Origin of the sequence: Micromonospora sp. A202, from assembly GCF_006715105.1 — a bacterium.
In the GTDB taxonomy this organism is placed as follows: Bacteria; Actinomycetota; Actinomycetes; order Mycobacteriales; family Micromonosporaceae; genus Micromonospora; species Micromonospora zamorensis.
In genome coordinates this window covers 4,765,882-4,789,039 of record NZ_VFMP01000001.1, presented here as the reverse complement: position 1 = coordinate 4,789,039, position 23,158 = coordinate 4,765,882, and the positions used below count along the sequence as shown (strand labels likewise).

21 protein-coding genes and 3 pseudogenes are annotated in these 23,158 nt (G+C 72.1%); 14 read left to right on the top strand and 10 right to left on the bottom strand.

What is annotated here, in order from left to right; genetic code table 11:
* The first annotated feature begins 53 nt into the window (after nt 1-53).
* The 4 genes from FBZ33_RS21985 (at nt 54) to hisF (ending at nt 2,823) form a co-directional block, all read left to right on the top strand.
* On the top strand, nt 54-500 hold the full coding sequence (locus FBZ33_RS21985) for a MarR family winged helix-turn-helix transcriptional regulator (RefSeq protein WP_141910517.1): 447 nt from the start codon (nt 54-56) through the stop codon (nt 498-500).
* Between the two features lie 5 nt (nt 501-505).
* Nucleotides 506-937, top strand: a complete 432-nt coding sequence (locus tag FBZ33_RS21980) for an organic hydroperoxide resistance protein (protein ID WP_088949353.1) — start codon at nt 506-508, stop codon at nt 935-937.
* A 46-nt stretch (nt 938-983) separates the two neighbouring features.
* Nucleotides 984-1,982 carry an NADP-dependent oxidoreductase gene (locus FBZ33_RS21975; protein WP_088949352.1) on the top strand — a complete coding sequence of 333 codons (999 nt, stop codon included), beginning with the start codon at nt 984-986 and terminating at the stop codon, nt 1,980-1,982.
* Between the two features lie 73 nt (nt 1,983-2,055).
* Complete coding sequence (gene hisF, locus FBZ33_RS21970; protein ID WP_141910516.1) at nt 2,056-2,823, top strand: imidazole glycerol phosphate synthase subunit HisF; 768 nt, start codon at nt 2,056-2,058, stop codon at nt 2,821-2,823.
* Between the two features lie 5 nt (nt 2,824-2,828).
* Here hisF and FBZ33_RS21965 read toward each other — a convergent pair whose 3' ends face one another.
* Together FBZ33_RS21965 and FBZ33_RS21960 are read right to left on the bottom strand one after the other, a co-directional pair.
* Nucleotides 2,829-3,290, bottom strand: a complete 462-nt coding sequence (locus FBZ33_RS21965; RefSeq protein WP_141910515.1) for a hypothetical protein — start codon at nt 3,288-3,290, stop codon at nt 2,829-2,831.
* 193 nt (nt 3,291-3,483) lie between these two features.
* Nucleotides 3,484-4,132, bottom strand: a pseudogene (locus tag FBZ33_RS21960) (YitT family protein); the annotation flags it as partial.
* Between the two features lie 59 nt (nt 4,133-4,191).
* Between FBZ33_RS21960 and FBZ33_RS21955 the strand changes: the two are divergent.
* Nucleotides 4,192-5,643, top strand: a complete 1,452-nt coding sequence (locus FBZ33_RS21955; protein ID WP_141910514.1) for a PLP-dependent aminotransferase family protein — start codon at nt 4,192-4,194, stop codon at nt 5,641-5,643.
* 106 nt (nt 5,644-5,749) lie between these two features.
* Entirely contained in the window at nt 5,750-7,054 is a 1,305-nt protein-coding gene (locus tag FBZ33_RS21950) for a low temperature requirement protein A (RefSeq protein ID WP_141910513.1), read from the top strand.
* Between the two features lie 45 nt (nt 7,055-7,099).
* On the opposite strand, the gene FBZ33_RS21945 is transcribed toward FBZ33_RS21950, so the two are convergent.
* From FBZ33_RS21945 to FBZ33_RS21935, 3 genes are all read right to left on the bottom strand, one after another.
* Nucleotides 7,100-8,926 (bottom strand): long-chain fatty acid--CoA ligase, encoded by a 1,827-nt coding sequence (locus FBZ33_RS21945; RefSeq protein ID WP_141910512.1) that lies wholly within the window; start codon nt 8,924-8,926, stop codon nt 7,100-7,102.
* 138 nt (nt 8,927-9,064) lie between these two features.
* Nucleotides 9,065-10,015, bottom strand: coding sequence for a terpene synthase (locus FBZ33_RS21940; protein ID WP_141910511.1), 951 nt, complete (start codon nt 10,013-10,015; stop codon nt 9,065-9,067).
* A 127-nt stretch (nt 10,016-10,142) separates the two neighbouring features.
* Nucleotides 10,143-10,772: a TIGR03085 family metal-binding protein gene (locus FBZ33_RS21935; RefSeq protein WP_141910510.1), complete on the bottom strand. Its 630-nt coding sequence runs from the start codon at nt 10,770-10,772 to the stop codon at nt 10,143-10,145.
* Between the two features lie 173 nt (nt 10,773-10,945).
* Between FBZ33_RS21935 and FBZ33_RS21930 the strand changes: the two genes are divergently transcribed.
* From FBZ33_RS21930 to FBZ33_RS21920, 3 genes are all read left to right on the top strand, one after another.
* The gene (locus FBZ33_RS21930) at nt 10,946-12,829 is read left to right on the top strand and encodes an ABC transporter ATP-binding protein (protein WP_141910509.1); all 1,884 of its coding nucleotides are present in this window, start codon (nt 10,946-10,948) and stop codon (nt 12,827-12,829) included.
* Between the two features lie 11 nt (nt 12,830-12,840).
* The gene (locus FBZ33_RS21925) at nt 12,841-14,604 is read left to right on the top strand and encodes an ABC transporter ATP-binding protein (protein ID WP_141912864.1); all 1,764 of its coding nucleotides are present in this window, start codon (nt 12,841-12,843) and stop codon (nt 14,602-14,604) included.
* Nucleotides 14,605-14,691: 87 nt separating this feature from the next.
* Nucleotides 14,692-15,441 carry a DUF2470 domain-containing protein gene (locus tag FBZ33_RS21920; protein ID WP_141910508.1) on the top strand — a complete coding sequence of 250 codons (750 nt, stop codon included), beginning with the start codon at nt 14,692-14,694 and terminating at the stop codon, nt 15,439-15,441.
* A 45-nt stretch (nt 15,442-15,486) separates the two neighbouring features.
* On the opposite strand, the gene FBZ33_RS21915 is transcribed toward FBZ33_RS21920, so the two are convergent.
* The gene (locus FBZ33_RS21915; RefSeq protein WP_088949342.1) at nt 15,487-15,894 is read right to left on the bottom strand and encodes a hypothetical protein; all 408 of its coding nucleotides are present in this window, start codon (nt 15,892-15,894) and stop codon (nt 15,487-15,489) included.
* 149 nt (nt 15,895-16,043) lie between these two features.
* Here FBZ33_RS21915 and FBZ33_RS21905 point away from each other — a divergent pair.
* Nucleotides 16,044-16,894 (top strand): annotated as a pseudogene (locus tag FBZ33_RS21905) (IS5 family transposase).
* 16 nt (nt 16,895-16,910) lie between these two features.
* Here the strand turns inward: FBZ33_RS21905 and FBZ33_RS21900 are convergent.
* The 3 genes from FBZ33_RS21900 to FBZ33_RS21890 form a co-directional block, all read right to left on the bottom strand.
* The gene (locus FBZ33_RS21900) at nt 16,911-17,507 is read right to left on the bottom strand and encodes a TetR family transcriptional regulator (RefSeq protein ID WP_141910507.1); all 597 of its coding nucleotides are present in this window, start codon (nt 17,505-17,507) and stop codon (nt 16,911-16,913) included.
* Nucleotides 17,508-17,569: 62 nt separating this feature from the next.
* Complete coding sequence (locus FBZ33_RS21895) at nt 17,570-18,325, bottom strand: ABC transporter permease (protein ID WP_141910506.1); 756 nt, start codon at nt 18,323-18,325, stop codon at nt 17,570-17,572.
* On the bottom strand, nt 18,322-19,077 hold the full coding sequence (locus FBZ33_RS21890; protein WP_099855969.1) for an ABC transporter ATP-binding protein: 756 nt from the start codon (nt 19,075-19,077) through the stop codon (nt 18,322-18,324). The genes FBZ33_RS21895 and FBZ33_RS21890 overlap by 4 nt, the downstream gene beginning before the upstream one ends.
* Before the next feature lie 195 nt (nt 19,078-19,272).
* Between FBZ33_RS21890 and FBZ33_RS33785 the strand changes: the two are divergent.
* The 4 genes and pseudogenes from FBZ33_RS33785 to FBZ33_RS21870 form a co-directional block, all read left to right on the top strand.
* Nucleotides 19,273-19,959, top strand: a pseudogene (locus FBZ33_RS33785) (phosphoribosyl-AMP cyclohydrolase); the annotation flags it as partial.
* Between the two features lie 180 nt (nt 19,960-20,139).
* Entirely contained in the window at nt 20,140-20,571 is a 432-nt protein-coding gene (gene hisI / locus FBZ33_RS33480; protein ID WP_141912863.1) for a phosphoribosyl-AMP cyclohydrolase, read from the top strand.
* A gap of 49 nt (nt 20,572-20,620) precedes the next feature.
* Nucleotides 20,621-22,174 (top strand): anthranilate synthase component I, encoded by a 1,554-nt coding sequence (locus tag FBZ33_RS21875; RefSeq protein WP_088949338.1) that lies wholly within the window; start codon nt 20,621-20,623, stop codon nt 22,172-22,174.
* A complete protein-coding gene (locus FBZ33_RS21870) occupies nt 22,171-22,761 on the top strand; it encodes a Trp biosynthesis-associated membrane protein (RefSeq protein WP_141910505.1) in 591 nt (196 codons plus the stop codon). The genes FBZ33_RS21875 and FBZ33_RS21870 overlap by 4 nt, the downstream gene beginning before the upstream one ends.
* A 27-nt stretch (nt 22,762-22,788) precedes the next feature.
* Here the strand turns inward: FBZ33_RS21870 and FBZ33_RS21865 are convergent, their stop codons facing one another.
* Nucleotides 22,789-23,058: a hypothetical protein gene (locus FBZ33_RS21865; RefSeq protein WP_141910504.1), complete on the bottom strand. Its 270-nt coding sequence runs from the start codon at nt 23,056-23,058 to the stop codon at nt 22,789-22,791.
* Nucleotides 23,059-23,158 lie beyond the last annotated feature (100 nt).

Below are 23,158 nucleotides of genomic sequence, written 5' to 3'. Positions count from 1 at the left end.
GCTTCCCGGCCAGATAAGTTGTGCACAACTTAATTGTGGGCTACGGTTCAGCGGTGACCGATGATCTGCTGTTGCGCCGACAGGTGTGCTTCGCGCTCTACGCCGCGTCGCGCGCCCTCACCGACGTCTACCGGCCGATCCTCGACGAGTTCGGGCTGACCTACCCGCAGTACCTGGTGCTGCTGGTGCTCTGGGAACGCCCCGACGACGCCCCCACGGTGTCCGAGCTCGGCGCCGAGCTGCGACTGGACTCCGGCACGCTCTCCCCGCTGCTCAAGCGGCTGGAAGGAGCGGGCCTGGTGGTTCGGCGGCGGTCGGCGCGCGACGAGCGGCGGGTCGAGGTGGGCCTCACCGAGCAGGGGCGGGCGCTGCGGGAGCAGCTCTGCGACGTCCCGGTGCGGATCGCCCTGGCCACCGGGCTGGGCATCGATGAGCTCGTCGCGTTGCGCGACACGCTCACCCGGGTCACCGACACCATCCATCGACAGAAGGAGCAGTGACTCTCATGCAGGTCATCTACACCGCATCCGCGACCGCCAAGGGTGATGGCCGCGACGGCCACGTCGAGACCTCCGACGGCACCCTCGCGCTCGACCTGGCCGTGCCGAAGGAGATGGGTGGCGCCGGCGGCGCCGCCAACCCCGAGCAGCTCTTCGCCGCCGGCTATGCGGCCTGCTTCCACAGCGCTCTGCGGCTGGTGGGTCGCCGGGCCAAGGCCGACGTGAGCGACTCCGTCGTCGCGGCCGAGGTGGGCATCGGCCCGAACGGCAGCGGCGGTTTCGGGCTCACCGTCGAGCTCGTCGTCGACCTGCCCGCCGTCTCCCGCGAGACCGCCGAGCAGATCGTCGAGCAGGCCCACCAGGTCTGCCCGTACTCGAACGCGACCCGCGGCAACATCGACGTCACGCTGACCGTCCGGGAGACCTTGGCCGCGTGACCTCGCGGACCGAGACCCCCACCGCGGACGAGAGGACGACCACCCCGTGACCAGAAACCGCGAGATCCACCTGGCCAGCCGCCCTCAGGGCTGGCCCACCGAGGACACCTTCCGGCTCGTCGAGACCGACGTCCCGACGCCGGGCCCGGGCCAGATCGTGGTCCGCAACCAGTACATGTCGGTCGACCCGTACATGCGCGGACGGATGAACGACGTCAAGTCGTACGTGCCGCCGTTCGCCCTCGACGCGCCGCTCGACGGTGCCTCGATCGGCGAGGTGGTGGCCAGCGAGGCACCGGACGTCGCCGTCGGGACCACCGTCCTGCACGGGCTGGGCTGGCGGGAGTACGCGCTGCTCGACGCCACCGCAGCCCGGCCGGTCGACCCGAGCGTCGCGCCGGTCAGCGCGTACCTCAGCGTGCTGGGCATGACCGGGCTGACCGCGTACGCCGGGCTGCTGGAGGTCGCCGCGATGAAGCCCGGCGAGACGGTCTTCGTCTCCGCCGCGGCCGGCGCGGTCGGCAGCCTGGTCGGCCAGATCGCCAAGCTCAAGGGTGCCGGCCGGGTGGTCGGCAGCGCCGGCTCGCCGGCCAAGGTCGAGCGGCTGCGGGCGCTGGGCTTCGACGCCGCGTTCGACTACCACGACGGGCCGGTCCGCGAGTCGCTGCGGGCGGCCGCGCCGGACGGCGTCGACGTCTACTTCGACAACGTCGGCGGCGATCACCTGGAGGCCGCCATCTCGGCCATGAACCTGCACGGCCGGGCCGCGATCTGCGGCATGATCTCGCAGTACAACGAGACCGAGCCGTCGGCCGCGCCGCGCAACCTGGCATTGGTCATCGGTAAGCGGCTCACCCTGCGCGGCTTCCTGGTCAACGACCACAACGACATGCGGGCGGCGTTCGTCCGCGACGTCGCCGGCTGGCTGCGCGAGGGCACGCTGTCCTACGACGAGACGATCGTGGACGGCATCGAGAACGCTCCGGACGCGTTCATCGGCCTGCTGCGTGGCGACAACCTCGGCAAGATGCTCGTCAAGGTGTGACCCAGGCCTCGTTCACGGCGGTCGACCCGATCGGGTCGACCGCCGTGTCGTTGACGGAGGATAGGCTCGCGGCATGACGGTGGCGGTGCGCGTGATCCCCTGCCTGGACGTGGACGCCGGGCGGGTGGTCAAGGGGGTCAACTTCCTCGACCTTCGCGACGCCGGCGACCCGGTGGAGCTGGCCGCCGCGTACGACCGGGCGGGCGCGGACGAGCTGACCTTCCTCGACGTCACTGCGTCCTCGAGTGACCGGGGCACCATGCTCGACGTGGTGCGCCGCACCGCCGAGTCGGTGTTCATCCCCCTCACCGTCGGTGGCGGGGTCCGGCAGGTCGCCGACGTCGACACACTGTTGCGCGCCGGGGCGGACAAGGTCGGCGTGAACACCGCCGCCATCGCCCGCCCCGAGCTGATCGCCGAGATCGCCGACCGGTTCGGCCGGCAGGTGCTCGTGCTCTCCCTCGACGTGCGTCGGTCGCCCGACGGCGGCACGCCCAGCGGCTTCGAGGTCACCACCCACGGCGGTCGGCGCGGCACCGGAATGGACGCGGTGCGGTGGGCGCAGCGGGGCGCCGAGTTGGGTGCGGGGGAGATCCTGCTCAACTCGATGGACGCCGACGGCACCAAGGCCGGCTTCGATCTGGAGCTGATCGCTGCGGTGCGGGCGGTCGTGGACGTGCCGGTGGTCGCCAGTGGCGGCGCCGGTGAGGTGGCTCACTTTCCGCCCGCGATCGGTGCCGGAGCGGACGCGGTCCTCGCCGCCAGCGTCTTCCACTTCGGTGAGCTGACCGTGGCCGAGGTCAAGGACGCGCTGCGCCACAGCGGCCACCCGGTGCGCTGAGCCGGTCAGTGCACGCCGGAGTGCCCCTCCGGTGACCGCCGGGGCGTCGGGATCGAACGGACCGCGTATTCCTGGACGGCTGCCGCGTGGTCGGCCTCTTCCAGGATCCAGTCCGCGCTGCCGGGTGCGTGCCGGCGGGTCAGCACCCCCTGCACGGTGTCCACCATGGTCGCCACCCCCGCCCGAGGGCGGGTGCGCCAGAGCTGCTCACCCTCGGCGGTGATCCGGAACCAGCCGTCGGCGACGCTCACCAGCCCGGAGCCGACCAGCCGCTGGATCGCGGCCTCCACCTCGTGCCGCTGCGGGATCGCGTGGTTGAGGTGATCGGCGGTGGAGAGCACGTCGGTCAGGCGGACGCCCTCCGGCCGTCGACTCGTGGCCGACCGGTGGTGCCGTCCGGCTCCGCTCGCGATGACCAGCGACACGAAGATCCAGGCGTCCGTCCAGCGCCAACCGTTCTCCCCCATGCAGAGATGATGACGGCGCGCGTCGCGGAAGGGAACACCCACCCTCCATCCGGCACACCGGACCACCACCGCGTGCCGGTTCGCGAACGGTAGGTGAGGGCTCAGCCGGTGGGAGCGGCCGGGGCGGTGCTGCCTGGTCGCGGCACGTCGGCCTCCGCCGGGGCAGCGGCGGCGCCGTCGGACACGGCACCGTCGGGGACGGTGGCACCGCGCGTGGTGGCGTCGGACACACTTTCCTCGGGTACGGCGAACGGCGGGATGAAGAGCTGGGCCAACGGACCGATGGCCAGCGCGTACGCAACAGTGCCCAGGCCGACAGTGCCGCCGAGCAGCCAGCCCAGCGCCAGGACGGTGACCTCGATGACGGTGCGCACCAGCCGGACCGACCAGCCCGGCCGGCGGGCGACGAATCCGGTCATCAGCCCGTCACGTGGGCCCGGGCCCAGCCGGGCACCGAGATACATGCCGGTGGCGGCGCCGTTGGCGACGATCCCGGTGACGAGCAGCGCGATCCGGACGCCGAGGGGGCCACCGGCTGGCATCAGGGCCAGTGTGGCGTCCACGACCAGACCGATCACCACGACGTTGCTGATCGTGCCGAGCCCTGGCCGCTGTCGCAGCGGGATCCAGAGCAGCAGCACCAGAGCGCCGACGCCGATGGTGACGGTGCCGAACGAGAGCTCGGTCAACTCGGAGAGGCCCTGGTGGAACACGTCCCACGGGTCGAGGCCCAGGTCGGAGCGGACCATCAGGGCCATGCTGACGCCGTAGAGGACGAGCCCGAGGTAGAGCTGGACCAACCGTCGAACCGGCCGGTGCCGCAGATTGCCAAGCAATGCCATGCATGCCACCCTAGGTGCCAATCCACGTCGAGGAAGAAGCCAATATCCGGGGAGTGGCCATGACGGGTCAGGTGCGCGGCGTCCAATTGGCGCGTCTGCTCGGTCAGTGGCACGCCCTGCCGGGCCGCCGACGCAACCCCGACTACGCCGCGCTGGCCGGCACAGTGCGCGGTCTGCTCGCCGACGGCCGGCTGCCGCTGGGCGTCCGCCTTCCCGCCGAACGGGAGCTGGCCGAGGCGCTACGGATCAGCCGGACCACTGTCACCGCCGCGTACCGGCAACTGCGCGAGACCGGGCACCTGGCAAGCCGCCGCGGCGCCGGCAGCTGGACGATGCTGCCCGGCAACCACCGGGTGGCCAGCACCGGCCTGTGGACCCCGCTGGACGACCGGGAGATGCTCGACCTCGGTGTCGCCGCGCTGGCGGCCCCACCGCAGCTCCTGACGGCCGCCCGTGCCGCCACCGAGGACCTGCCCCGCTATCTGGGCGGGGCCGGCTACCACCCGACTGGCATCATCGAGCTGCGCGAGGCGGTGGCCGACGCGTACGCCGCCCGGGGCCTGCCCACCTCGGCCGACCAGATCATGGTCACCAGCGGCACCCAGCACGCACTGGACCTGGTGTTGCGACTCGCACTGGCCCCTGGCGGCAGTGTGCTGGTCGAGTCACCGACCTACCCCAACGCGCTCGCCGCGCTGGCCGGGCGACGGGCCCGGATCACCACCCACGGCCTGGCCGCCGACGGGTGGGAGCCGGACCTGCTGCTGGGCAGCCTCCGGCAGACCCGGCCCAAGCTGGCCTACCTGATTCCGGAGTTCCAGAACCCGACCGGGCACCTGATGCCCGCCTCGCTGCGCGAGCGGGTGGTGGCCGCCGCGCACGCGGTCGGCACCGATCTGGTCATCGACGAGTCCTTCGTGGACCTTCCGCTGGACGGCACCGAGCTGCCACCCCCGGTCGGCGTCTACGACCGACACAGCCGGGTGATCAGCATCGGCGGGATGAGCAAGCCCTACTGGGGCGGCCTGCGAATCGGCTGGGTGCGCGCCTCCGCGCCGCAGGTGCAGCGGCTGGCCGCCGTCCGGGTCGGGGTGGACATGGCCAGCCCGGTGCTGGACCAGCTGGTCGCTGTGCACCTGCTCGCCGACGCCGACGCCATCGTGGCCGAGCGCCGGGTCCAGTTGGCCGTCCAGCGCGACGCTCTGCTCGGCGCGCTGGCGCAGCGGTTGCCGGACTGGCGGGTCACAGTGCCCCGGGGTGGCGTGACGCTGTGGGCCGAGTTGGACGGCCCGGTCTCCAGCGCGCTGGCCCGGGCCGCCGAGGAGGTCGGCGTACGGCTGGCTCCCGGCCCCCGGTTCGGCCTGGACGGCACCATGGAGCGGTTCCTGCGGCTGCCGTTCACCCTGCCGGCCGCGGACCTGGTGGAGGCCGTGGGGCGGATCGCGGCGGTGCGTTACGACCTGGACCGCGCCGGCCGGCAGCGATGGCGGGAGCCCGCCGTCATCGCCTGAGCCATCGCCGAACTGACCACCAGCCCACGATCGTCGGCCAGCGCCAGATCCTCCACGGTATGCGGGAATGTACCTTTCACCCCATCTTGGCTGCCACAATCTCCTGATGGGCGAGGGCGGGGGGATGCGCGGGGTCCGCCGGAGCGCGCCGGGCTCACGGGCGACCCCGCTCGAACTCTTCTACGACCTGGTCTTCGTCTTCGCGTTCCTGCACGTCACCACGGCCACCGCCGGCAATCCGACCGCCCGGGGCCTGGTGCAGTGCCTGGTGCTGCTGGCCCTGCTCTGGTGGTGCTGGTCGGGGTTCGCCGTGCTGGGCAACCTGATCCGCACCGACCAGGGCATCGTCCCGGCGATCGGCTTCGTCACCATCGCCGCCGCCTTCGTGCTGGCGCTGAGTCTGCCGAAGGCGTTCGTCGACCGGCCCGGTGGGCTGTTCGGTCCGCTGGTCTTCGCGACCTGCTACTTCCTGGTGCGTGTGAGCGAGACGGTGATCTTCCTGTGGATCGGCCGCCGAAACCGCGACGTGCGTCGACGCTGGCGGCTGCTCGTTCTGCCGCTGCTGCTGGCCACGGCCCTCATCGTGGTCGCCGGGCTGCTGCCGCAGCGGCTCTTCGACGGAACAGCCGAGTCGGTGGCCCGCCTGCTGTGCTGGCTCGCGGCCCTCGGCGTGGAGTACGGAGCCGGCCTCACGCTGCGGGGCAGCGGGTGGACGGTGCTCTCGGCCGGGCACTGGGCGGAGCGGCACGGTCAGATCGTCCTGGTCGCCCTCGGCGAGACCATCATCGCGCTCGGACTCAGCCCCAGCGGGATCGCCGGTCTGCCGCTGACCTGGCCGGTGCTGTTCGCCGCGCTCCTCGGCGTCGCGGTGGTCGCCGCGATGTGGTGGGCGTACTTCGACACCCTGGCGCTCGGCATGGAACAGACCCTGCACCGCACCCGCGACCCGGAGGCCCGTGCCATCCTGGCCCGGAACGCCTACAGCTACCTGCACCTGCCGGTCATCGCCGGCGTCATCCTGTTCGCGCTCGGGCTCAAGGGGCTGATCCACGAGGGCGCCGACCCCAACACACCGAGCTGGGGCATCCCGCTGCCGGGCCTCGACCTGCTGGCGCTCTACGGTGGGGTCGCGCTCTACCTGCTCGCGCTCATCGCGCTCGGCCGGCTGATGCTCGACGCCCCCCGCTGGCCCACGATCGGCGGGATCCTGCTGCTGGTCGCGCTGGTGCCGGTTGCCGGGCCGCTGCCCGAGCTGATCGCGTTGGGCACGTTGGCCCTGGCCACGACGCTGGCCGTGGCCGCGCAGACGGTCGTCGACTCGCGGCGCCGGGCCGGGGTCCGGCAGAAGGCGTTCGAGGAGCAGCTCGCCGCGGAAGAGGAACACACGAGGTGGCGGGGCCACCACCTGTGAGGGCCCCGTGCCGGCTCTCTCGCCGACACGGGACCCTCGGCCGGCTCACAGCTCGGCGAGCGTGCCCGCGTACATCTTGTCGATCTGGGCCGCGAAGTTGCTCTCCACACCACGCCGCTTGATCTTCAACGACGGGGTGATCTCGCCGTCCTCGATCGTCAGGTCGCGCGGCAGGATGGCCACCTTCTTGATCGTCTCCCAGCGGTTGAGCTTGGCGTTGAGCTGGGCGACGTACTCCTCGACCATCGTCTGGGCCTCCGGCGAGGCGACGATCTCGGTGTAGCTGCGCCCCTCCAGCGGACCACCGGCGACCCAGCCCCGGATCGCGTCCGGGTCCAGCGTGACCAGCATCGTGCAGAAGTTGCGGGCCTGACCGACGACGACCGCCTGCGAGGTGTACGGGCAGATCGCCTTGAACATCCCCTCGATGTGCGACGGCGCGATGTACTTGCCGCCCGAGGTCTTGACCAGGTCCTTCTTGCGGTCCGTGATCCGCAGGTAGCCCTGCTCGTCCAGGGTGCCGATGTCACCGGTGCGGAAGAAGCCGTCCTCGGTGAACGCGGCGGCGGTCTCCTCCGGCAGGTTGTGGTAGCCGCGCATCACCGGCCGGCCACGCACCAGGATCTCCCCGTCGGTGTCGATCCGGCACTCCAGGTCACCCATCGCCCGGCCCACAGTGCCGATCTGGAGCCCGGACGGCGGGTTGACGAAGTTGCCGGCGCTGGTCTCGGTCAGGCCGTAGCCCTCCGAGATCGGCAGGTTCGCCGCGGCGAAGAAGGTGGCGATCTCCGGGCTGAGCGGAGCCGCGCCGGACACCAGCACCCGCATCCGGCCGCCGAGGCGGGCCTGGAGCTTGCTGAACACCAGCTTCTCGGCCACGCCGTAGCGCAGCTTCAACCCGGCCGGCACCGGCTTGCCGGCCTGCTCCAGTGTCACCTTCTGCTTGCCGACGCCGACGGCCCACGCGAAGATCTTCGCCTTCGCGCCGCCGCCGTCCTGCGCGGTGGTCACCGCCCGGTTGTAGACCTTCTCGAACACCCGGGGAGCGCCGCACATCAGCGTCGGGCGGATCACCGACAGCAGGTCGACCAGCTTCTCCACCCGCCCGTCGACATAGGTGGGCAGGCCGACGTGGATGGCACCGCAGAGCAGCGTCTTGCCGAACGAGTGGGCCAGCGGCAGCCACAGGTACTGCAGGTCGTCGTCGCGCAGCAGCCCGACCTCCGCCTGCGCCACGGCCTCCCAGCACCAGCCGCCGTGCAGCAGCTCGACGCCCTTGGGTCGACCGGTGGTGCCGGAGGTGTAGATCAGGGTGGCCAGGTGGTCCGGGCCGATGCCGGCCACCAGCATGTCGATCAGATCCGGCTCGGCGGCCAGCGCGCGGGTGCCCCGCTCCTCCAGCTCGGCGAGGGTCAACTGGGGGATCGCCGCGGCCTGGTCGGTGTCGCCGTCGAGGAGCACCACGTGGGTCAGCGCGGGCAGATTGGCGCCAGCGATCTTCGCCGCCTGGGCCGGATTTTCCGCGAAGAGCACCTTCGAGCCGGAGTCGGTGATGATGAAGGTCGCGTCCGCCGGCTCGGTGGTCGGGTAGACGGTGGTGGTCGCCCCGCCGGCGCACATGATGCCGAGATCGGCGATCACCCAGTCCAGTCGGGTGTTGGCGAGGATCGCGACCGGGTCCTCCTGGCCGACGCCCAGGCCGTGCAGGCCGGCGGCGACCGCCTTGGCACGCTGGCCGACCTGCTCCCAGGTCAGCCAGACGGGCCCTGAGTCGTCGGGGGCGGGGGAGGCGAACGCGTTCCGGTCGGGGGTGGCCGCCACGCGCTTGAGGAACATGTCCGGGATGGAACGGTACGGTACATCGAGAGCCATCGCTGGAGCCGCCTTCGGGGGTGGTGGCGTGACCGTCGTCACGTCATGATGGTTACCGAAGAGTATTGCGTGGCACCGTGCATCGGCTAGCCCTGGTGATCGTCCGGCCGGCCCAACCCACCGACCGGTCCGGCGGAATCAGGCGTATCGGGCAGCCACGACTGACCAGTCGTAGGTGGCCCGGACCCAGTTGCGCCGGGTGGCCGCCGCGTGGGTCATCTCGTCGTTCCCACTGGACAGCAGCGCCTCCTCCGCTTCCAGGTATGCCGCCAGGCTCTGATTGAACCGGTTCGCCACGGTCCGCAGCGCGGTCGCCTCGTCCCCGGCGGCGCCCTGGGCGATCACGGTGACCAGGTTGTGCGCCTCCGGATCAGCCTGGCTCTCCTTGCCGTAGGAGAAGAGGTCGTTGCACCAGCAGACCAGGTCCACCGCCAGCAGATCCAGTGCGAGCAGCGCCGGGTTGGCGCGCTGGATCGCCCCGAGGGGCCGCGCCGATGCCAGGTCGGTCAGGGTGAGGCAGGGGTGCACGCCGCCGATGTGCCGGCGCAGTTGGAGGTACTCCGCCACCTTCGGCACGCGCCGACGCTCCCGGTTGGTCGCCTCCCAGAGCAGTGCCAGCAGGTACTCCCGCATCTGGCTGACGAACCGCAGCAGCAGCGCCGCATGGTCGTCGTGCAGCCGGGTCCGGCGGCACAGGTCGTGCAACGCGTCACCCAGGGGCCCGACGGCGGGCGGCGGGACGTCCGGGTCGCCGTACCGGTCCAGCACGTCGAGCAGGGTGCTGATGGCCGGTCCCAGCCGGACCGGGTCGGCGCCGAGGCCGTCCTCGTCGCAGGCGTCGTCCATCACGAAGAGCCAGCTGATCAGGTCGGTGAGGAGTCGCAACCCGTCCACCGAGCCCGCCGGGCAGGCGCGGCCGGCCAGGCCGGCGGCGTCGGCCCGTTGCAGCCGACGAACCCGCTGGCTGGAATCGATCAGCCCGAAGGTCTGTGCCCACTCGATGCTCTCGTCCGCCACCCGTTCGGTGGCCTCATGGCGGCCTACGGGAAACGGGGGCTCCCGCAGCGCCGAAATCGCGAAACTTCGCACAGTCCGTCCCCACTCGTTGCCGCTCGGCGAAGAGTGACGCGGTAAAGCGTACGTGAGGAGGTATCAGCTTTCGTCGCTGGGTGTGGGGCATTCCACAGTAGACCTGTGACCGTTTCCAGGCATAGCGTCACATTCCCAGGCTGGCGGTCCGGAGGCGTCGGATGGCCTCCGGAGGACCGTCCAGTTGGACCCGGGCCACCCGTTGCCGACCGGAAAGGAACAAGACCAGCTCGGCCGGGGCGCCGACCACCCGTAGCGGCTCGCCGCCCCGGCCGACGGAGAGTTCGCCGTGGCCGGGCGCCTGCACGTAGAGGTCCGCCGGAAAGCGGCGAAGCGTCAACCGGGCCATCGGGGAGGCACGCTTCCAGAGCGCAGCCTGGAGGCCCACCGGCAGGTCCCGCGGCTGCCACCCGGAGCCGGCCCGCCGCACGTCCTCGTGATGGATGAAGAACTCCATCATGTTGGCCAGCTCGTCGGTCACCCGGTTGCTGACCGGGCTCCAGAACGGCGGGTTGCGCACCTGGTCGACCAGCTCCTGGTAGGGCTGTGCGGCGAGTCGGAGACGGACCCGCTCGGCGTAGCCGCGCAGCGGCGGCAGCATGATGCCCCCGGCCGCGTCCGGGCGGCGTTCCCGCAGCACCAGGTGCGCGGCGAGGTCACGGGTCGCCCACCCCTCGTTGATCGTCGGGGCGTCCGGCCCGAGGGCCAGGAAGAGATCGGCCAGCGCATCGCGCTCGGCTCGGGCGTACCGCGGCATGGCCTGATCGTAGGCCCGGCGGCCCGTTGGCGCGCGGCTACCGTCCGCCGGTTCCATGTCCGCGGTTCGCCCCGTCCGGTACGTGATGGTCGACATATCCCGTCGGGGTCGGCGGTGCTGGCCTGGACCGGTAAGGATGAGGGAGATAATTGCGGCTTACGGCGGGGGAGAGTGTGGCGAGCAGGACAAGTCGGGACGTGCTCAGTCGAGGGCTGGGGGTCCTGCGGCAGGCGATCCGCGAGCAGCCACGGATCTTCACCGTCGCGGTCGTGGGCAGCGTGCTCTTCGGCGGGATGATCATCGTCAGCGCGAGGGTCGTCGGGTCGGTCATCGGCGAGGTGGCGCTTCCGGCCATCGAACGCGGCGAGGTGGGCGCCGGCACCCTGGCGCTGGCGGCGACCGCGTTGTTCGGGATCAGCGTGCTGCGGGTGGCGGGCATCTTCGGCCGTCGGCTCGGTGCCGGCTACATGCAGTACCGCCTCCAGGCCTCCTACCGCCGCCGGGTCACCCGCCGGTACCTGGAGCTGCCGCTGTCCTGGCACCACCGCAACTCCACCGGCACCCTGCTGTCCAACGCCAACTCCGACGTGGAGGCGGCCTGGTACCCGATCGCGCCACTGCCCTTCGCCGTCGGCACGCTGGTGATGCTGGTCGGCGCGATCGTGTCGCTCTTCGCCACCGACTGGGCGCTCGCCCTGGTCGGCCTGGCGGTCTTCCCCGCGCTGTTCGCGCTCAACGTCGTCTACTCCCGCCGGATGGCGCCCCGGCAGGCTCGGGCGCAGCGGCTGCGCGCCGAGGTCAGCGGCATCGCCCACGAGAGCTTCGACGGCGCTCTGGTGGTCAAGACGATGGGCCGCGAGGCCCAGGAGACCGCCCGGTTCGCGGGCCGCGCCGGTGAGCTGCGCGATTCGTTGATCGCGGTCGGTCGGCTGCGCGGCATCTTCGACCCGCTGTTGGAGACCCTGCCCAGTCTCGGCACCCTGGCCGTGCTGGTGGTCGGGGCGTTCCGGCTGCGCCAGGGCGCGATCAGCGTGACCGAGCTGGTCAGCGTGGCCTTCCTCTTCACCGTGCTGGCCTTCCCGGTGCGGGCCATCGGTTGGGTCCTGGCCGAGCTGCCGCGCAGCGTCGCCGGCTGGGACCGGGTCCGCCGGGTGCTCGACGCCACCGGCGAGATGCCGTACGGGCAGCGCGTGCTCGACGCGGCCGGCGCCGGTCCGGCCACCCTCACGTTCAGCGACGTGCACTTCTCCTATCCGCCGGCCGAGGCGCACCAGACCGGGGCGCAGGTCCTCGGTGAGGTGGGCTTCACCGTGCCGGCCGGTCGGACGGTGGCCCTGGTCGGGCCGACCGGCGCCGGCAAGTCCACCATCGCCTCGCTGGCGGTGCGCCTCGTCGACCCGGACTCCGGCAGCGTCAGCCTGGACGGGGTGGACGTGCGCGAGCTGACCGCCGCGTCGCTGGCCGGCACTGTGGCGCTGGTCGCGCAGGTGCCGTTCGTCTTCGACGACACGGTTCGCGCCAACATCGCCCTCGACCGGCAGGGCATCGACGACGAGGCCGTCTGGGCGGCGCTGCGGCTCGCCGAGGCGGACGGGTTCGTCGCCGCGCTCCCCGACGGCCTGGACACCATGGTCGGTGAGCGGGGCACCTCGCTCTCCGGCGGGCAGCGGCAGCGGCTCACCCTGGCCCGCGCGTTGGCCGGCCGGCCGCGCCTGCTGGTGCTCGACGACGCGACCAGCGCGGTGGACCCCCGCGTGGAGGCGGCCATCCTGGCCGGGCTGCGGTCGTCGACGGCCGAGCCGGGGGTGCCGGTCGCGTCGATCCTGGTGGTGGCATACCGGCGGGCCACCATCGCGCTCGCCGACGAGGTCATCTACGTGGAGCAGGGGCGGGTGATTGCCCGGGGCACCCACACCGAGCTGCTGGCCACCGTGCCCGGCTACGTCGACCTCGTCACCGCCTACGAGCAGGCCGAGGTCGACCGCGCGCAGGAAAGTTCGTACGGCGACGATGTCGCGCCGCTGCCCTCGGGCCTGGAAATCGAGGTGGACCGGTGAGCACGACGGGCATGGGTGACAAGCGGGAGGAGACGACCTGGCAGACCCTGCGCCGAGGTCTGGCGCTGTCGCCGGAGCTGCGGACCGGTCTGGCCGGCACGCTGGCCCTGGCGTTGGTCTACATGGTCGGTCGGGTGGCCGTGCCGGTCGCCGTGCAGCAGGGCATCGACCGCGGCCTCGTCGGTGGTCTGAACCTCGACGTGGTCTGGACGGTGGTGGCGATCACCACGGCGATCCTGGTGATCACGACGGTCTGCGGTTATCTGATGATGCGCCGGCTGTTCACGGTCAGCGAGACGGCGTTGGCCAACGTGCGGACGCGGGCATTCAGGCACGTGCACGACCTGTCGATGCTGCACCAGCAGTCGGAGCGGCGCGGCTCGCTGGTCTCGCGGGTGACCAGCGACGTCGACCAGATCACCCAGTTCCTCCAGTGGGGCGGGGTGATCCTGCTGGTCAACCTCGGTCAGCTGGTGGTCACCACCGCCGTCATGCTGGCGTACTCCTGGCAGTTGACCCTGGTGGTGCTGGCCGCGTTCCTGCCGGCCGTTTTCGTCATCCGGCAGTTGCAGCAGCGTCTGGGCTCGGCGTACGCGACGGTGCGGCAGCGCACCGGCACGCTGCTCGGCGCGATCGGCGAGAGCGTGGTGGGCGCGCCGGTGATCCGGGCGTACGGCATCGCGGGGCGCACCGAGCGGCGGCTGGACGAGGCCATCGACGGGCAGCGGCTGGCGCAGCAGCGGGCGATCCGGATCAGCATCGTGGGCAGCTCGGTCGGTGAGTTGGCCGCGGGGCTGGCGCTGGCCGGCGTGGTGGTGCTGGGGGTGACGCTGGGCGTGGACGGCACGCTGTCGATCGGCCAGCTGACCGCGTTCCTGTTCCTGGTGACGCTCTTCATCCAGCCGGTGCAGATCGCCACCGAGGTGCTCAACGAGGCGCAGAACGCGATCGCGGGCTGGCGTCGGGTGCTGGACGTGCTGGACGTCGCCCCGGACGTGGCTGACCCGGGGGAGCAGGGACGGGACCTGCCGAGCGGGCCGTTGGACATCCGGTTCGCGGGGGTGCGGTTCGCGTACCCGGGCGGTCCGCCGGTGTTGCACGACATCGACCTGGAGATTCCGGCGAAGAGCCGGGTGGCGGTGGTCGGCGAGACCGGCAGTGGCAAGACGACCTTCGCGAAGCTGCTGACCCGTCTGATGGACCCGTCGGCGGGGGCGGTGCTGCTGTCCGGGGTGCCGTTGGCGGACGTCCGGTTCGACTCGCTGCGGTCCCGGGTGGTGATGGTGCCGCAGGACGGGTTCCTCTTCGACGCGACGGTGGGGGACAACGTCCGGTTCGCCCGGCCGGAGCTGACCGACGAGCAGTTGAGCGCCGCCTTCACCGAGCTGGGTCTGTCGGACTGGTTGGATGGCCTGCCGGCGGGGCTGGACACTCCGGTCGGCGAGCGCGGCGAGGCGCTCAGCGTCGGTGAGCGGCAGCTTGTCGCGTTGGCCCGCGCGTACGTGGCGGATCCGGACCTGCTGGTGCTGGACGAGGCGACCAGCGCGGTGGACCCGGCGACCGAGGTGCGGTTGCAACGCACCCTGGACGCGGTCACCAGGGGCCGGACGACCCTCGCGATCGCCCACCGGCTCTCCACGGCGCAGGCGGCCGACGAGGTGATCGTGGTGGACCGCGGTCGGGTGGTGCAGCGGGGTCCGCACGACGAGCTGGTCCGCGACGCGGACTCGGTCTACGGCCTGCTCTACGCGTCCTGGCTGGAGCAGACCCGGTGACGCGATGCGCCGGTGTGGTGGACGTCGAAGGTCAGGTGCTCTAGGCTCCGGCTTAGGTAAGCCTAACCTTCGAAGGAGGTCGCGCCCATGCGGCCCAACCCCGCCGAGATCGTTCGTACCCTCGTCGCCGGGCGCCTGCCCGGTCTCGTGCACCTGGCCCACCGGCCCGGTCCGCACCACGCCCGGCACGTGACCGACCCGGACGGGCGGGTGCTGCTGCTGGTGCCGGTGGCCAGCCACCTGGCCGCCGCGCTGCAACCGGTGGCCGGGGGCAGCGACGTGGCGGTGGTGCTCGACGTGCTCGACCTGCCGCCCGCCGCCGGTGCGCCCGGTCTGGGTCGCGCCTGGGTCTCCGGGTGGGCTGCCGAGCTGCACGGCGACGAGGCCCGCCACGCGGCTGTCGACTTCGCCGCGGTGGAGCCGACCGGCGACCTGCTCGACCTGGGCACCCGGTTCCGACTGTTCCGCTTCGAGGTGGTCGAGGTCCGCTGGGAGCGGGCCGGCGCCGTGCACCGTGTCGACCCGGTGGAGTATGCCGGGGCCGAGCCGGACCCGGTGCACCCGGTCGAGGCGCGTCTGCTGGCCGACCTCGCGGAGTGCGACGGCGCGCAGGTCACCGAGTATCTGCGCCGGCAGCTCGGGTTGACCGAGCAGACCCCGGACGGGCCACCCCGGGTGGTGCGCATCGATCGTTACGGGCTGGTGGTCGCCCTCGGTCGACCGGGCGCGCGGCGTCGGATCCGGCTAGCCTTCCCGGATCCGCTGGCCGACGCCGACGAACTGGGCTGGCTGCTCCCGACGTTGCGCCGCCCGGCCGAGGCCCATCCGCCGTACTGAGCCCGGTAGGCACGCCGCTGGCACCACCTGCCCGGCTGCACGCCGTCAGCGGGACCGATCGCGGGTCGCGGCCAGCGCCCACGCCACCAGCGCCGGCTGACCGAGCAGGCGTAGCGCCCGCTTGCGGTCGGTGTCCAGCCCGAAGCCGTTCCGGCGTTCGACGAACTGGGCGATGTTGCCGGGGAAGACCCCGACGAAGAAGCCGGCGACGGCCCGGCCGAGCAACCGGCGGGCGGGCTGGCGCCACGTCGCCAGCAACGCCGATCCCAGCGCGACCTCAGCGAGGCCGGACACGACCACGACCTTGTCGACGTCGACCGGCAGCCAGGACGGCACCTGTGCCCGGAACTCCTGCCGCTTCGTCGTCAGGTGACCGACGCCGGTGCTCAGCAGGACAGCACCGAGGGAGGCCTGACCGATGGCCTGCAGAACGGGTTTCGTCGGTTGGCTCATGATCCTGTTCCTGGGGCTCTGTCGAAGACGGACTTCCCCTACCATCTCCGATTCCGCACCGTTCAACCCTGCGAACCCGAGAGCCGGCCCGCCGCAGGCCGGCCCTAGGCAGTGTCTTCAAAGGATCGTGGTGTCGGATGATGTAGGGCGTGGGTCGTCGCTACGAGTTGTCTGACGTCGAGTGGGAAGCGCTGTCGCGGTATCTGCCGTCGGCGGTCACGGGTGGTCGGCCTCGGGTCGATGATCGGCGGGTGCTCAACGGGATCGTGTGGAAGATCCGGGCCGGGGCGGCGTGGCGGGATGTGCCTTCCCGCTACGGGTCGTGGCAGTCGATCTATACCCGTTTCCGCAGGTGGGCCCTTGATGGCACGTTCGAGCGGATGCTCGCCGGGGTCCAGGCCGACGCGGACGCGGCCGGGGACATTGACTGGCTGGTGTCGGTGGACTCCACGATCGTGCGAGCCCACCAGCATGCCGCGGGCGCTAAAGGGGGGCCTGTGAATCGGACGAACCACAAGATCACGCCCTCGGTCGAAGTCGAGGTGGACTGACCACCAAGATTCACCTCGCCTGCGACGGGCTGGGTCGGACACTGGCGTTCGTGCTCACCGGCGGCAACGTCAACGACTGCACCCGCTTCACCAACGTCATGGCCGCCATCCGGGTCGAGCGCTCAGGTCCCGGCCGACCTCGGGTCCGCCCGGACCATGTCATCGCCGACAAGGGCTACAGCTCGAAGGCCATCCGAGAGCACCTGCGCCGACGCGGCATCGGACACACGATCCCTGAGCGCGCCGACCAGCAGGCCAACCGCCACCGACGCGGCAGCCGTGGCGGCCGACCACCGGTGTTCGACAAGCAGCTCTACAAGCGGCGCAACGTCGTCGAACGGTGCTTCAACCGGCTCAAGCAGTGCCGCAGCGTCGCGACCCGCTACGACAAGACCGCAACCTCGTTCCAGGCCACCGTCACCATCGCCGCGCTACTCCAATGGTTGTGACCTTTGAAGACACGGCCTAGGTCGGCAGAGGGCCGGTGAGGTAGCGCTGGATCGTCGGGCCGATCGTGGCGACCAGGGTTTCCGGGTCCGCCGAGGCGACCGGCTCCAGACGCACCACGTGCCGCATCATGGCCAGGCCGATCATCTGGGTGGCCACCAGGGAACCGCGCAGCGGCAGTTGGGCCGGATCGACGTCGAGTTGTTCGAGCACCCGCCGCAGGACCTGGGTGGTGACGAACTCGCGCAGCAGTCGAGCGGTCCACTCGTTGCTCACCGCGGAGCGAAGCAGTGCCTGGGCGGCGCTGCCGGCCGGTGAGTCCCAGACGCCGAGGAAGGTGCGCACCAGTCGCTCACCGGCCCCGTCCGGGTCGCCGGCGATCACCTTCGGCACCAGCTCACCAGGGTCGACCGGGAAGTTCATCGCGGTGAGGAAGAGCTGGTCCTTGCTGCCGAAGTAGTGGTGCACCAACGCCGGGTCGACGCCTGCCGTGCCGGCGATGGCGCGGATCGAGGCGGAGTCGAAGCCACGCTCGGCGAACGCCGTGCGCGCTGCGTCGAGGATCGCCTCCCGGGTGTCCGGGTTGCCGGGTCGCCGGCCGGTCCGCCGCGTCATCGCCGCCCTTCGTTCGTCCACCTGGGCAGCCGTGGGCGGGTCCGCCCACGGCTGCCGCAGCCTCACCCGCTGCGTCGACGCAGGGTGGCCGCCGCGAGCACGAGCGCGAGCACCACCGCCCCGAGCACCACCGCCACGTCCCGCCACATTCTGCCGGTCGGCTCGGCGCGGGCACCGACCTCCTGCAACGCCTCGATGGCGTACGACAGGGGGAAGGCGTCACTGAGCGCCTGGAGCCAGCCGGCCATCTGGTCGCGGGCCACGAACAGCCCGCAGAGCAGCAGTTGGGGGATCACCACGACTGGCAGGAACTGTACTGCCTGGAACTCGGTGCGCGCGAAGGCGCTGCACAGCAGCCCGAGGGCGACACCGAGCACGGCGTCGACGACGGCGATCCCGATCACCAGACCGATGCTGCCGGCGGTCTCCAGACCGAAGATCCAGTACGCCACTCCGGCGGCGACCGCGGCCTGCACGGCGGCGGCCAGCCCGAACGCGATGCCGTACCCGAAGAGCAGGTCGAGCTTGCCCAGCGGTGTGGTGAGCAGCCGCTCCAGGGTGCCGGAGGTGCGTTCGCGCAGCATGGCGATGCTGGTCACCAGGAACATGATCACGAAGGGGAAGATGCCCAGCATCACCAACGCGACCCGGTCGAACGTCGTCGGCTGGCCGGGCGGGGTGGGCTGGTCGGCGTACATGAAGTAGACCAGGGTGAGCAGGACGGCCGGCACCACCACGAGCAGCGCGATGGTCCGCCGGTCGTGCCGGAGCTGGCGCAGGATGCGGCCGGTGGTGGCCGCCAGGATCCGCGGGTTCATGACTGCTCCTGTCCGGCTGTCGTGGCGGTGGTGGTCGGGCCCGCCTCGCCGGCCCGGATCAGGCGCAGGAACGCCTCGTCGAGGTCGTCGACACCGGCGGCGGTGCGGATGGCGGCGGGGCTGTCGTCGGCGATCAGCCGCCCCTGGCGGATCAGCAGGAGCCGGTCGCAGCGGGCCGCCTCGTCCATGACGTGACTGGAGACCAGCAGGGTGGTGCCGGCGGCGGCCATCGCGTGGAACCGGGCCCAGAGGTCGGCCCGCAGCACCGGGTCCTGACCGACGGTCGGCTCGTCGAGGATGACCAGTTCCGGCTCGCCGACCAGCGCACAGGCCAGGGAGGCCCGGCTGCGTTGGCCGCCGGAGAGGGTGGCGACCAGTTGGCCCGCCGCATCGGTCAGCCCGACATCGCTGACCGCGCGGTCGGCCTCGACCCGCCCCCGTCCATACAGGGCGGCGAAGTAGCGGGCGTTCTCCCGAACGGTCAGGTCGGCGTAGACGCTCGGCGCCTGGGTCAGGTAGCCCACCCGGTGGCGCAGCGCCGGAGTGCCCGCCGGTTGGCCCAGGACGGTGATCTCCCCGCCGCCGACCACCTGCACACCGACCACCGCGCGCATGAACGTGGTCTTGCCGCTGCCGCTGGGGCCGAGCAGGCCGGTGACCGCCCCGCGCGGGACGCGGCAACTGATGCCGTCCAGCACCCGCCGCCCGCCTCGGTCGACGACCAGGTCGCGGACGGCTATCGCGTCGTCCATCGCGCACCTCCAAGGAAACTCATCATCTGTTGAACTCAACGCTAGATGAAATACTGATCCGGGCGCAACGGTCGCGGCCGGTGTCCGACTGCCCGCCGTCGCGTACAGCGTGAGAACGGGCAGTAGGCTCCGGACCGGACACCGAGTCCGCCAACGGGCATTGCGCGCTGATCGGACGTACGGCACGATGGCGCGGTGGGTCACGCTCCGTTACCGGACAGCGGTTTTCTTGAGGACTGGGCCGCGCGGTTGCGACAGGGCGCCGAGCGGCCGGTCGTCGGCATCCTGCTGCGCGGCAGTCACGCCCGCCGCGCCGCCACCGCACACAGCGACGTCGACCTCGACGTGCTGGTCGGCGGTGCCCCGTACGCCGCCCGACAGGCGTACCTGGCCGAATCCGCAGGCCGCGTCACCCACGTCTCGGTGGCCGCCCGTGACGTCCGCTCCTGGGTGCACCGACTCGGCGAACCGGCCGACTGGGCGTTCGGGCTGCCGGTCACCACACCGGCGCGACTGCTCTGGGCCGACCCGCACTGGCGGCCCCGGATCGATCTGCCGGTGCTCTGTCAGCCCGCCGAGCCACCCCGGCTGGAGGAGCTGATCGCCACGCTCGGTAAGGCCGCCGCCGCCCGCGTCGCCAACGACCGCGTGGGGGTCCGGCTCGCCGTCGCCGACCTGGCCCGCCTCTGCCCGTCGGTGCTGCGCCCGGCCAACCCGTCGGTGCGGGTCCACTCCCGTCGGGCGGCCTTCGCGGCGGCCCTGGAACTGCCGGTCGCCCCACCCGGCTACCGGTCGGACATGCTGCTCTGCCTCGGGCTGCGTCCGGGCGCCACCAGCCAGCTGTGGGCCGCCGCCGTACGGCTGGTCGCCGGCACACTGCCGCTCATCCGGCCGTACGCCGAGGAGATCGCCGACACGGCCGGCGCGGACCTGGCCGCCGCCCTGGTCGACGGTCGGCTGGACCGCTACGTGGCCCAGCTGGCCCGGCCCGCCGGGTCTGCGCCGCAGCCCGGGCGGGAGCGGTCGCCGGTACCCGCACCGCGTGCGGGACAATTCATCACTGTGCCCGTACCTGACTCGCCGGTGACCGGCGTTCCCAGCGATCCGAGCGACCCGGTGGTGTCCGAGCCGGCTCGCCCGTCCCGGCTCGACCCGGCCATCGCGGCCCAGCTGCGCCGCTCCGCCGACGGCCTGGTGGCCGCCGTGGTCCGCGCGCACGACTCCGGTGAGGTGCTGATGGTCGCCTGGATGGACGACGAGGCGCTGCACCGCACCCTCACCACCGGCCGCGCCACCTACTGGTCACGCAGCCGACGCGAATACTGGGTCAAGGGCGCCACCTCCGGGCACCACCAGTACGTCCGTTCTGTCGCGCTGGACTGCGACGGGGACGCGCTGCTGGTGAGCGTGGACCAGGTCGGAGCGGCCTGCCACACCGGCCACCGGACCTGCTTCTTCACCGAGCTGCCCGTCACCACGCCGGAGGCACGGTGAGCGCGGCGTGGCCGAGCCCCACGGCCGTGAACGAAAGGCGGACCCAGCCATGACCGACGGCATCGTCAGCCCCGACCTGGCCGCCTTCACCGAGCTGGCCACCGGCTGGCGGGTGGTGCCGGTCACCCGACGGTTGCTGGCCGACGCGGAGACCCCGGTCGGGGTCTACCGGAAGCTGGCCGGCGGTCCGGGCACGTTCCTGTTGGAATCGGCCGAGCAGGGCGTCGGGTCCGCCGGCATGGCCTGGTCGCGGTATTCGTTCATCGGCGTACGCAGCAGCGCCACCCTCGTCGAGCGGGACGGCGTCGCGACCTGGCTCGGCCAGCCGCCGGCCGGGCTGCCCACCGAGGGTGACCCGATGCGGGTGCTGCGGGAGACGGTGGCGGCGCTGGCCGGCCCGGTGGGGGACCCGTCCGACGGCCTGCCGCCGTTGACCGGGGGCATGGTCGGCTACCTGGGTTACGACCTGGTCCGCCGTTTCGAGCGGTTGCCGGAGCTGACCGAGAACGACCTGGGCGTGCCGGAGCTGGGCATGATGCTCGCCACCGACCTGGTGGTGCTCGACCACTACGACGGTTCGGCGATCCTGGTCGCCAACGCGGTGCTGCCACCACCGGACGCCCCGGACCGCGCCCCGCAGGTGACCGCCGCGTACCACCACGCGGTCGGCCGACTGGACGCCATGACCACCGCGCTGTCGCGGCCCATCCCGCCGATGATCTCCACCGTCGAGCGTCCGCCGGCCGGGGAGGTGCTCTGTCGTACGCCCGACGACGGGTACCCGAAGGCGGTGGAGGCGGCCAAGGAGGCGATCCGGGCCGGCGAGTGCTTCCAGATCGTGCTCTCCCAGCGCTTCGAGCGGTCGATCCACGCCGACCCGCTGGACGTCTACCGGGTGCTGCGCACCAGCAACCCCAGCCCGTACATGTACCTGCTGCGCTTCGACGGGTTCGACATCGTCGGCTCGTCGCCGGAGGCGCACCTGAAGGTCACCGGTGGTGTGGACGGGCGACGGCGGGCGCTGCTGCACCCGATCGCCGGCACCCGGCCGCGCGGCGGCACCCCCGCCGCCGACGCAGCGCTCGCCCAGGAGTTGCTCGCCGACCCGAAGGAGCGAGCCGAGCACGTGATGCTGGTCGACCTGGGCCGCAACGACCTGGGTCGGGTCTGTCAGCCGGGCAGCGTGGAGGTGCCCGAGTTCGCCACCATCGAGCGGTACAGCCACGTCATGCACATCGTCTCGACGGTCACCGGCACGTTGCGGGACGACCAGACCGCCTTCGACGCGCTCGCCGCGACCTTCCCGGCCGGCACGCTCTCCGGCGCGCCCAAGGTGCGGGCCATGGAGATCATCGAAGAGTTGGAGCCCGTCCGCCGGGGCGTGTACGGGGGCACTGTCGGTTACTTCGGCTTCGGCGGCGACCTGGACATGGCGATCGCCATCCGGACCGCGCTCATCCGCGACGGCCGCGCCTACGTGCAGGCCGGGGCGGGGGTGGTCGCCGACTCGGACCCGGCCGCCGAGGACCAGGAGACGCGGAACAAGGCCGCCGCCGTGCTGGCGGCGATCGCGGCCGCCGAAACCTTGCGGCCTGCTCGGTGAGCGCCGAGGAGCGGTCCGCCGTGGGTCGGCGCGAGTTGACGTACGCGGTGTTGCTCTGTCTGGCCGGCGCGGGCCTGGCGTTGTGGGCGGCGACGCGGAGCTGGTCGGTGGAGCTGACGGTGCGCCCGGCGCCGCTGCCGCCGGTGCGGGATACCCGCAGCGGCGGCGGGCTGCTGCCCTGGCTGCCGGCGTTGGCGCTGGTGGCGTTGGCGGGTGGTGGAGCGGTGCTGGCCACCCGGGGGCGACTGCGGCAGGTGCTCGGTGGGCTGCTCGGCGCGCTGGGGCTGGCCGTGGCGGCTGGCGGCGGGTACGGGCTGGTCGCCGACATCGGCGGTTCGGTGAGCCGGCAGTGGCCGGCGCTCTGCCTGCTCGGCGGTCTGCTGGTTGCCGTCGGCGGGTGGTGGACGGCGTGGCGTGGTGGCGGTTGGCCGGCGATGGGCGCCCGGTACGAGCGGCCGGTGCGTTCGGCCCCTGCGACCACGTCGGTGCCGGCTGGTTCGGAGGGTCCGTCGGCTCCGCTGGCGGGGCGGCGGACCACCGAGGCGTGGGACGCCCTGGACCGGGGCGAGGACCCGACGGCCGACTGACGCGGCGGCCGGTGCGGTGGACGGGGGTCAGCCGACCGGCTGGTGCTCCCGCTGGGCTCGGCGACCGGCGGCGCGGGCGGCGGTCAGTTCGGCTACCAGGCGGTTCAGCTCGGCACGCTGGTCGGCGCGGGCCCGGTCGGCGCAGACGGCCTCCCAGGCGTTGCCGCGGGCGGTCCGCATCCGTCCTTCGCCCACCACGGCCCGCTCCACGCTGTGCACCACACCGACGGCGAGCGAGGCCACAGTGCGCGAGATGGTGGTCAGGCCGATGGCCGGCTGCGGCTCGGAAATGCTCATGGTCACCTCGCACGAGGAGTTGCGACGGTCGGGGCAGGCGCGCCATTGAGTCTGCCCGAGGACGATGCTCGCCGGCTGACGTTTCGCCGCCGTGAACGCC

Bases quoted from the DNA above. Each gene is read 5' to 3' on its own strand.
- FBZ33_RS21875 (WP_088949338.1), top strand. From the start codon at position 20,621: ATGACCGACGGCATCGTCAGCCCCGACCTGGCCGCCTTCACCGAGCTG.
- FBZ33_RS21890 (WP_099855969.1), bottom strand. From the start codon at position 19,077: ATGGACGACGCGATAGCCGTCCGCGACCTGGTCGTCGACCGAGGCGGG.
- FBZ33_RS21900 (WP_141910507.1), bottom strand. From the start codon at position 17,507: ATGACGCGGCGGACCGGCCGGCGACCCGGCAACCCGGACACCCGGGAG.
- FBZ33_RS21945 (WP_141910512.1), bottom strand. From the start codon at position 8,926: ATGGCTCTCGATGTACCGTACCGTTCCATCCCGGACATGTTCCTCAAG.
- FBZ33_RS21965 (WP_141910515.1), bottom strand. From the start codon at position 3,290: ATGGGGGAGAACGGTTGGCGCTGGACGGACGCCTGGATCTTCGTGTCG.
- hisF (WP_141910516.1), top strand. From the start codon at position 2,056: ATGACGGTGGCGGTGCGCGTGATCCCCTGCCTGGACGTGGACGCCGGG.
- FBZ33_RS21950 (WP_141910513.1), top strand. From the start codon at position 5,750: ATGGGCGAGGGCGGGGGGATGCGCGGGGTCCGCCGGAGCGCGCCGGGC.
- FBZ33_RS21920 (WP_141910508.1), top strand. From the start codon at position 14,692: ATGCGGCCCAACCCCGCCGAGATCGTTCGTACCCTCGTCGCCGGGCGC.
- FBZ33_RS21935 (WP_141910510.1), bottom strand. From the start codon at position 10,772: ATGCCGCGGTACGCCCGAGCCGAGCGCGATGCGCTGGCCGATCTCTTC.
- FBZ33_RS21955 (WP_141910514.1), top strand. From the start codon at position 4,192: ATGACGGGTCAGGTGCGCGGCGTCCAATTGGCGCGTCTGCTCGGTCAG.
- FBZ33_RS21925 (WP_141912864.1), top strand. From the start codon at position 12,841: ATGGGTGACAAGCGGGAGGAGACGACCTGGCAGACCCTGCGCCGAGGT.
- FBZ33_RS21980 (WP_088949353.1), top strand. From the start codon at position 506: ATGCAGGTCATCTACACCGCATCCGCGACCGCCAAGGGTGATGGCCGC.
- FBZ33_RS21895 (WP_141910506.1), bottom strand. From the start codon at position 18,325: ATGAACCCGCGGATCCTGGCGGCCACCACCGGCCGCATCCTGCGCCAG.
- FBZ33_RS21915 (WP_088949342.1), bottom strand. From the start codon at position 15,894: ATGAGCCAACCGACGAAACCCGTTCTGCAGGCCATCGGTCAGGCCTCC.
- FBZ33_RS21865 (WP_141910504.1), bottom strand. From the start codon at position 23,058: ATGAGCATTTCCGAGCCGCAGCCGGCCATCGGCCTGACCACCATCTCG.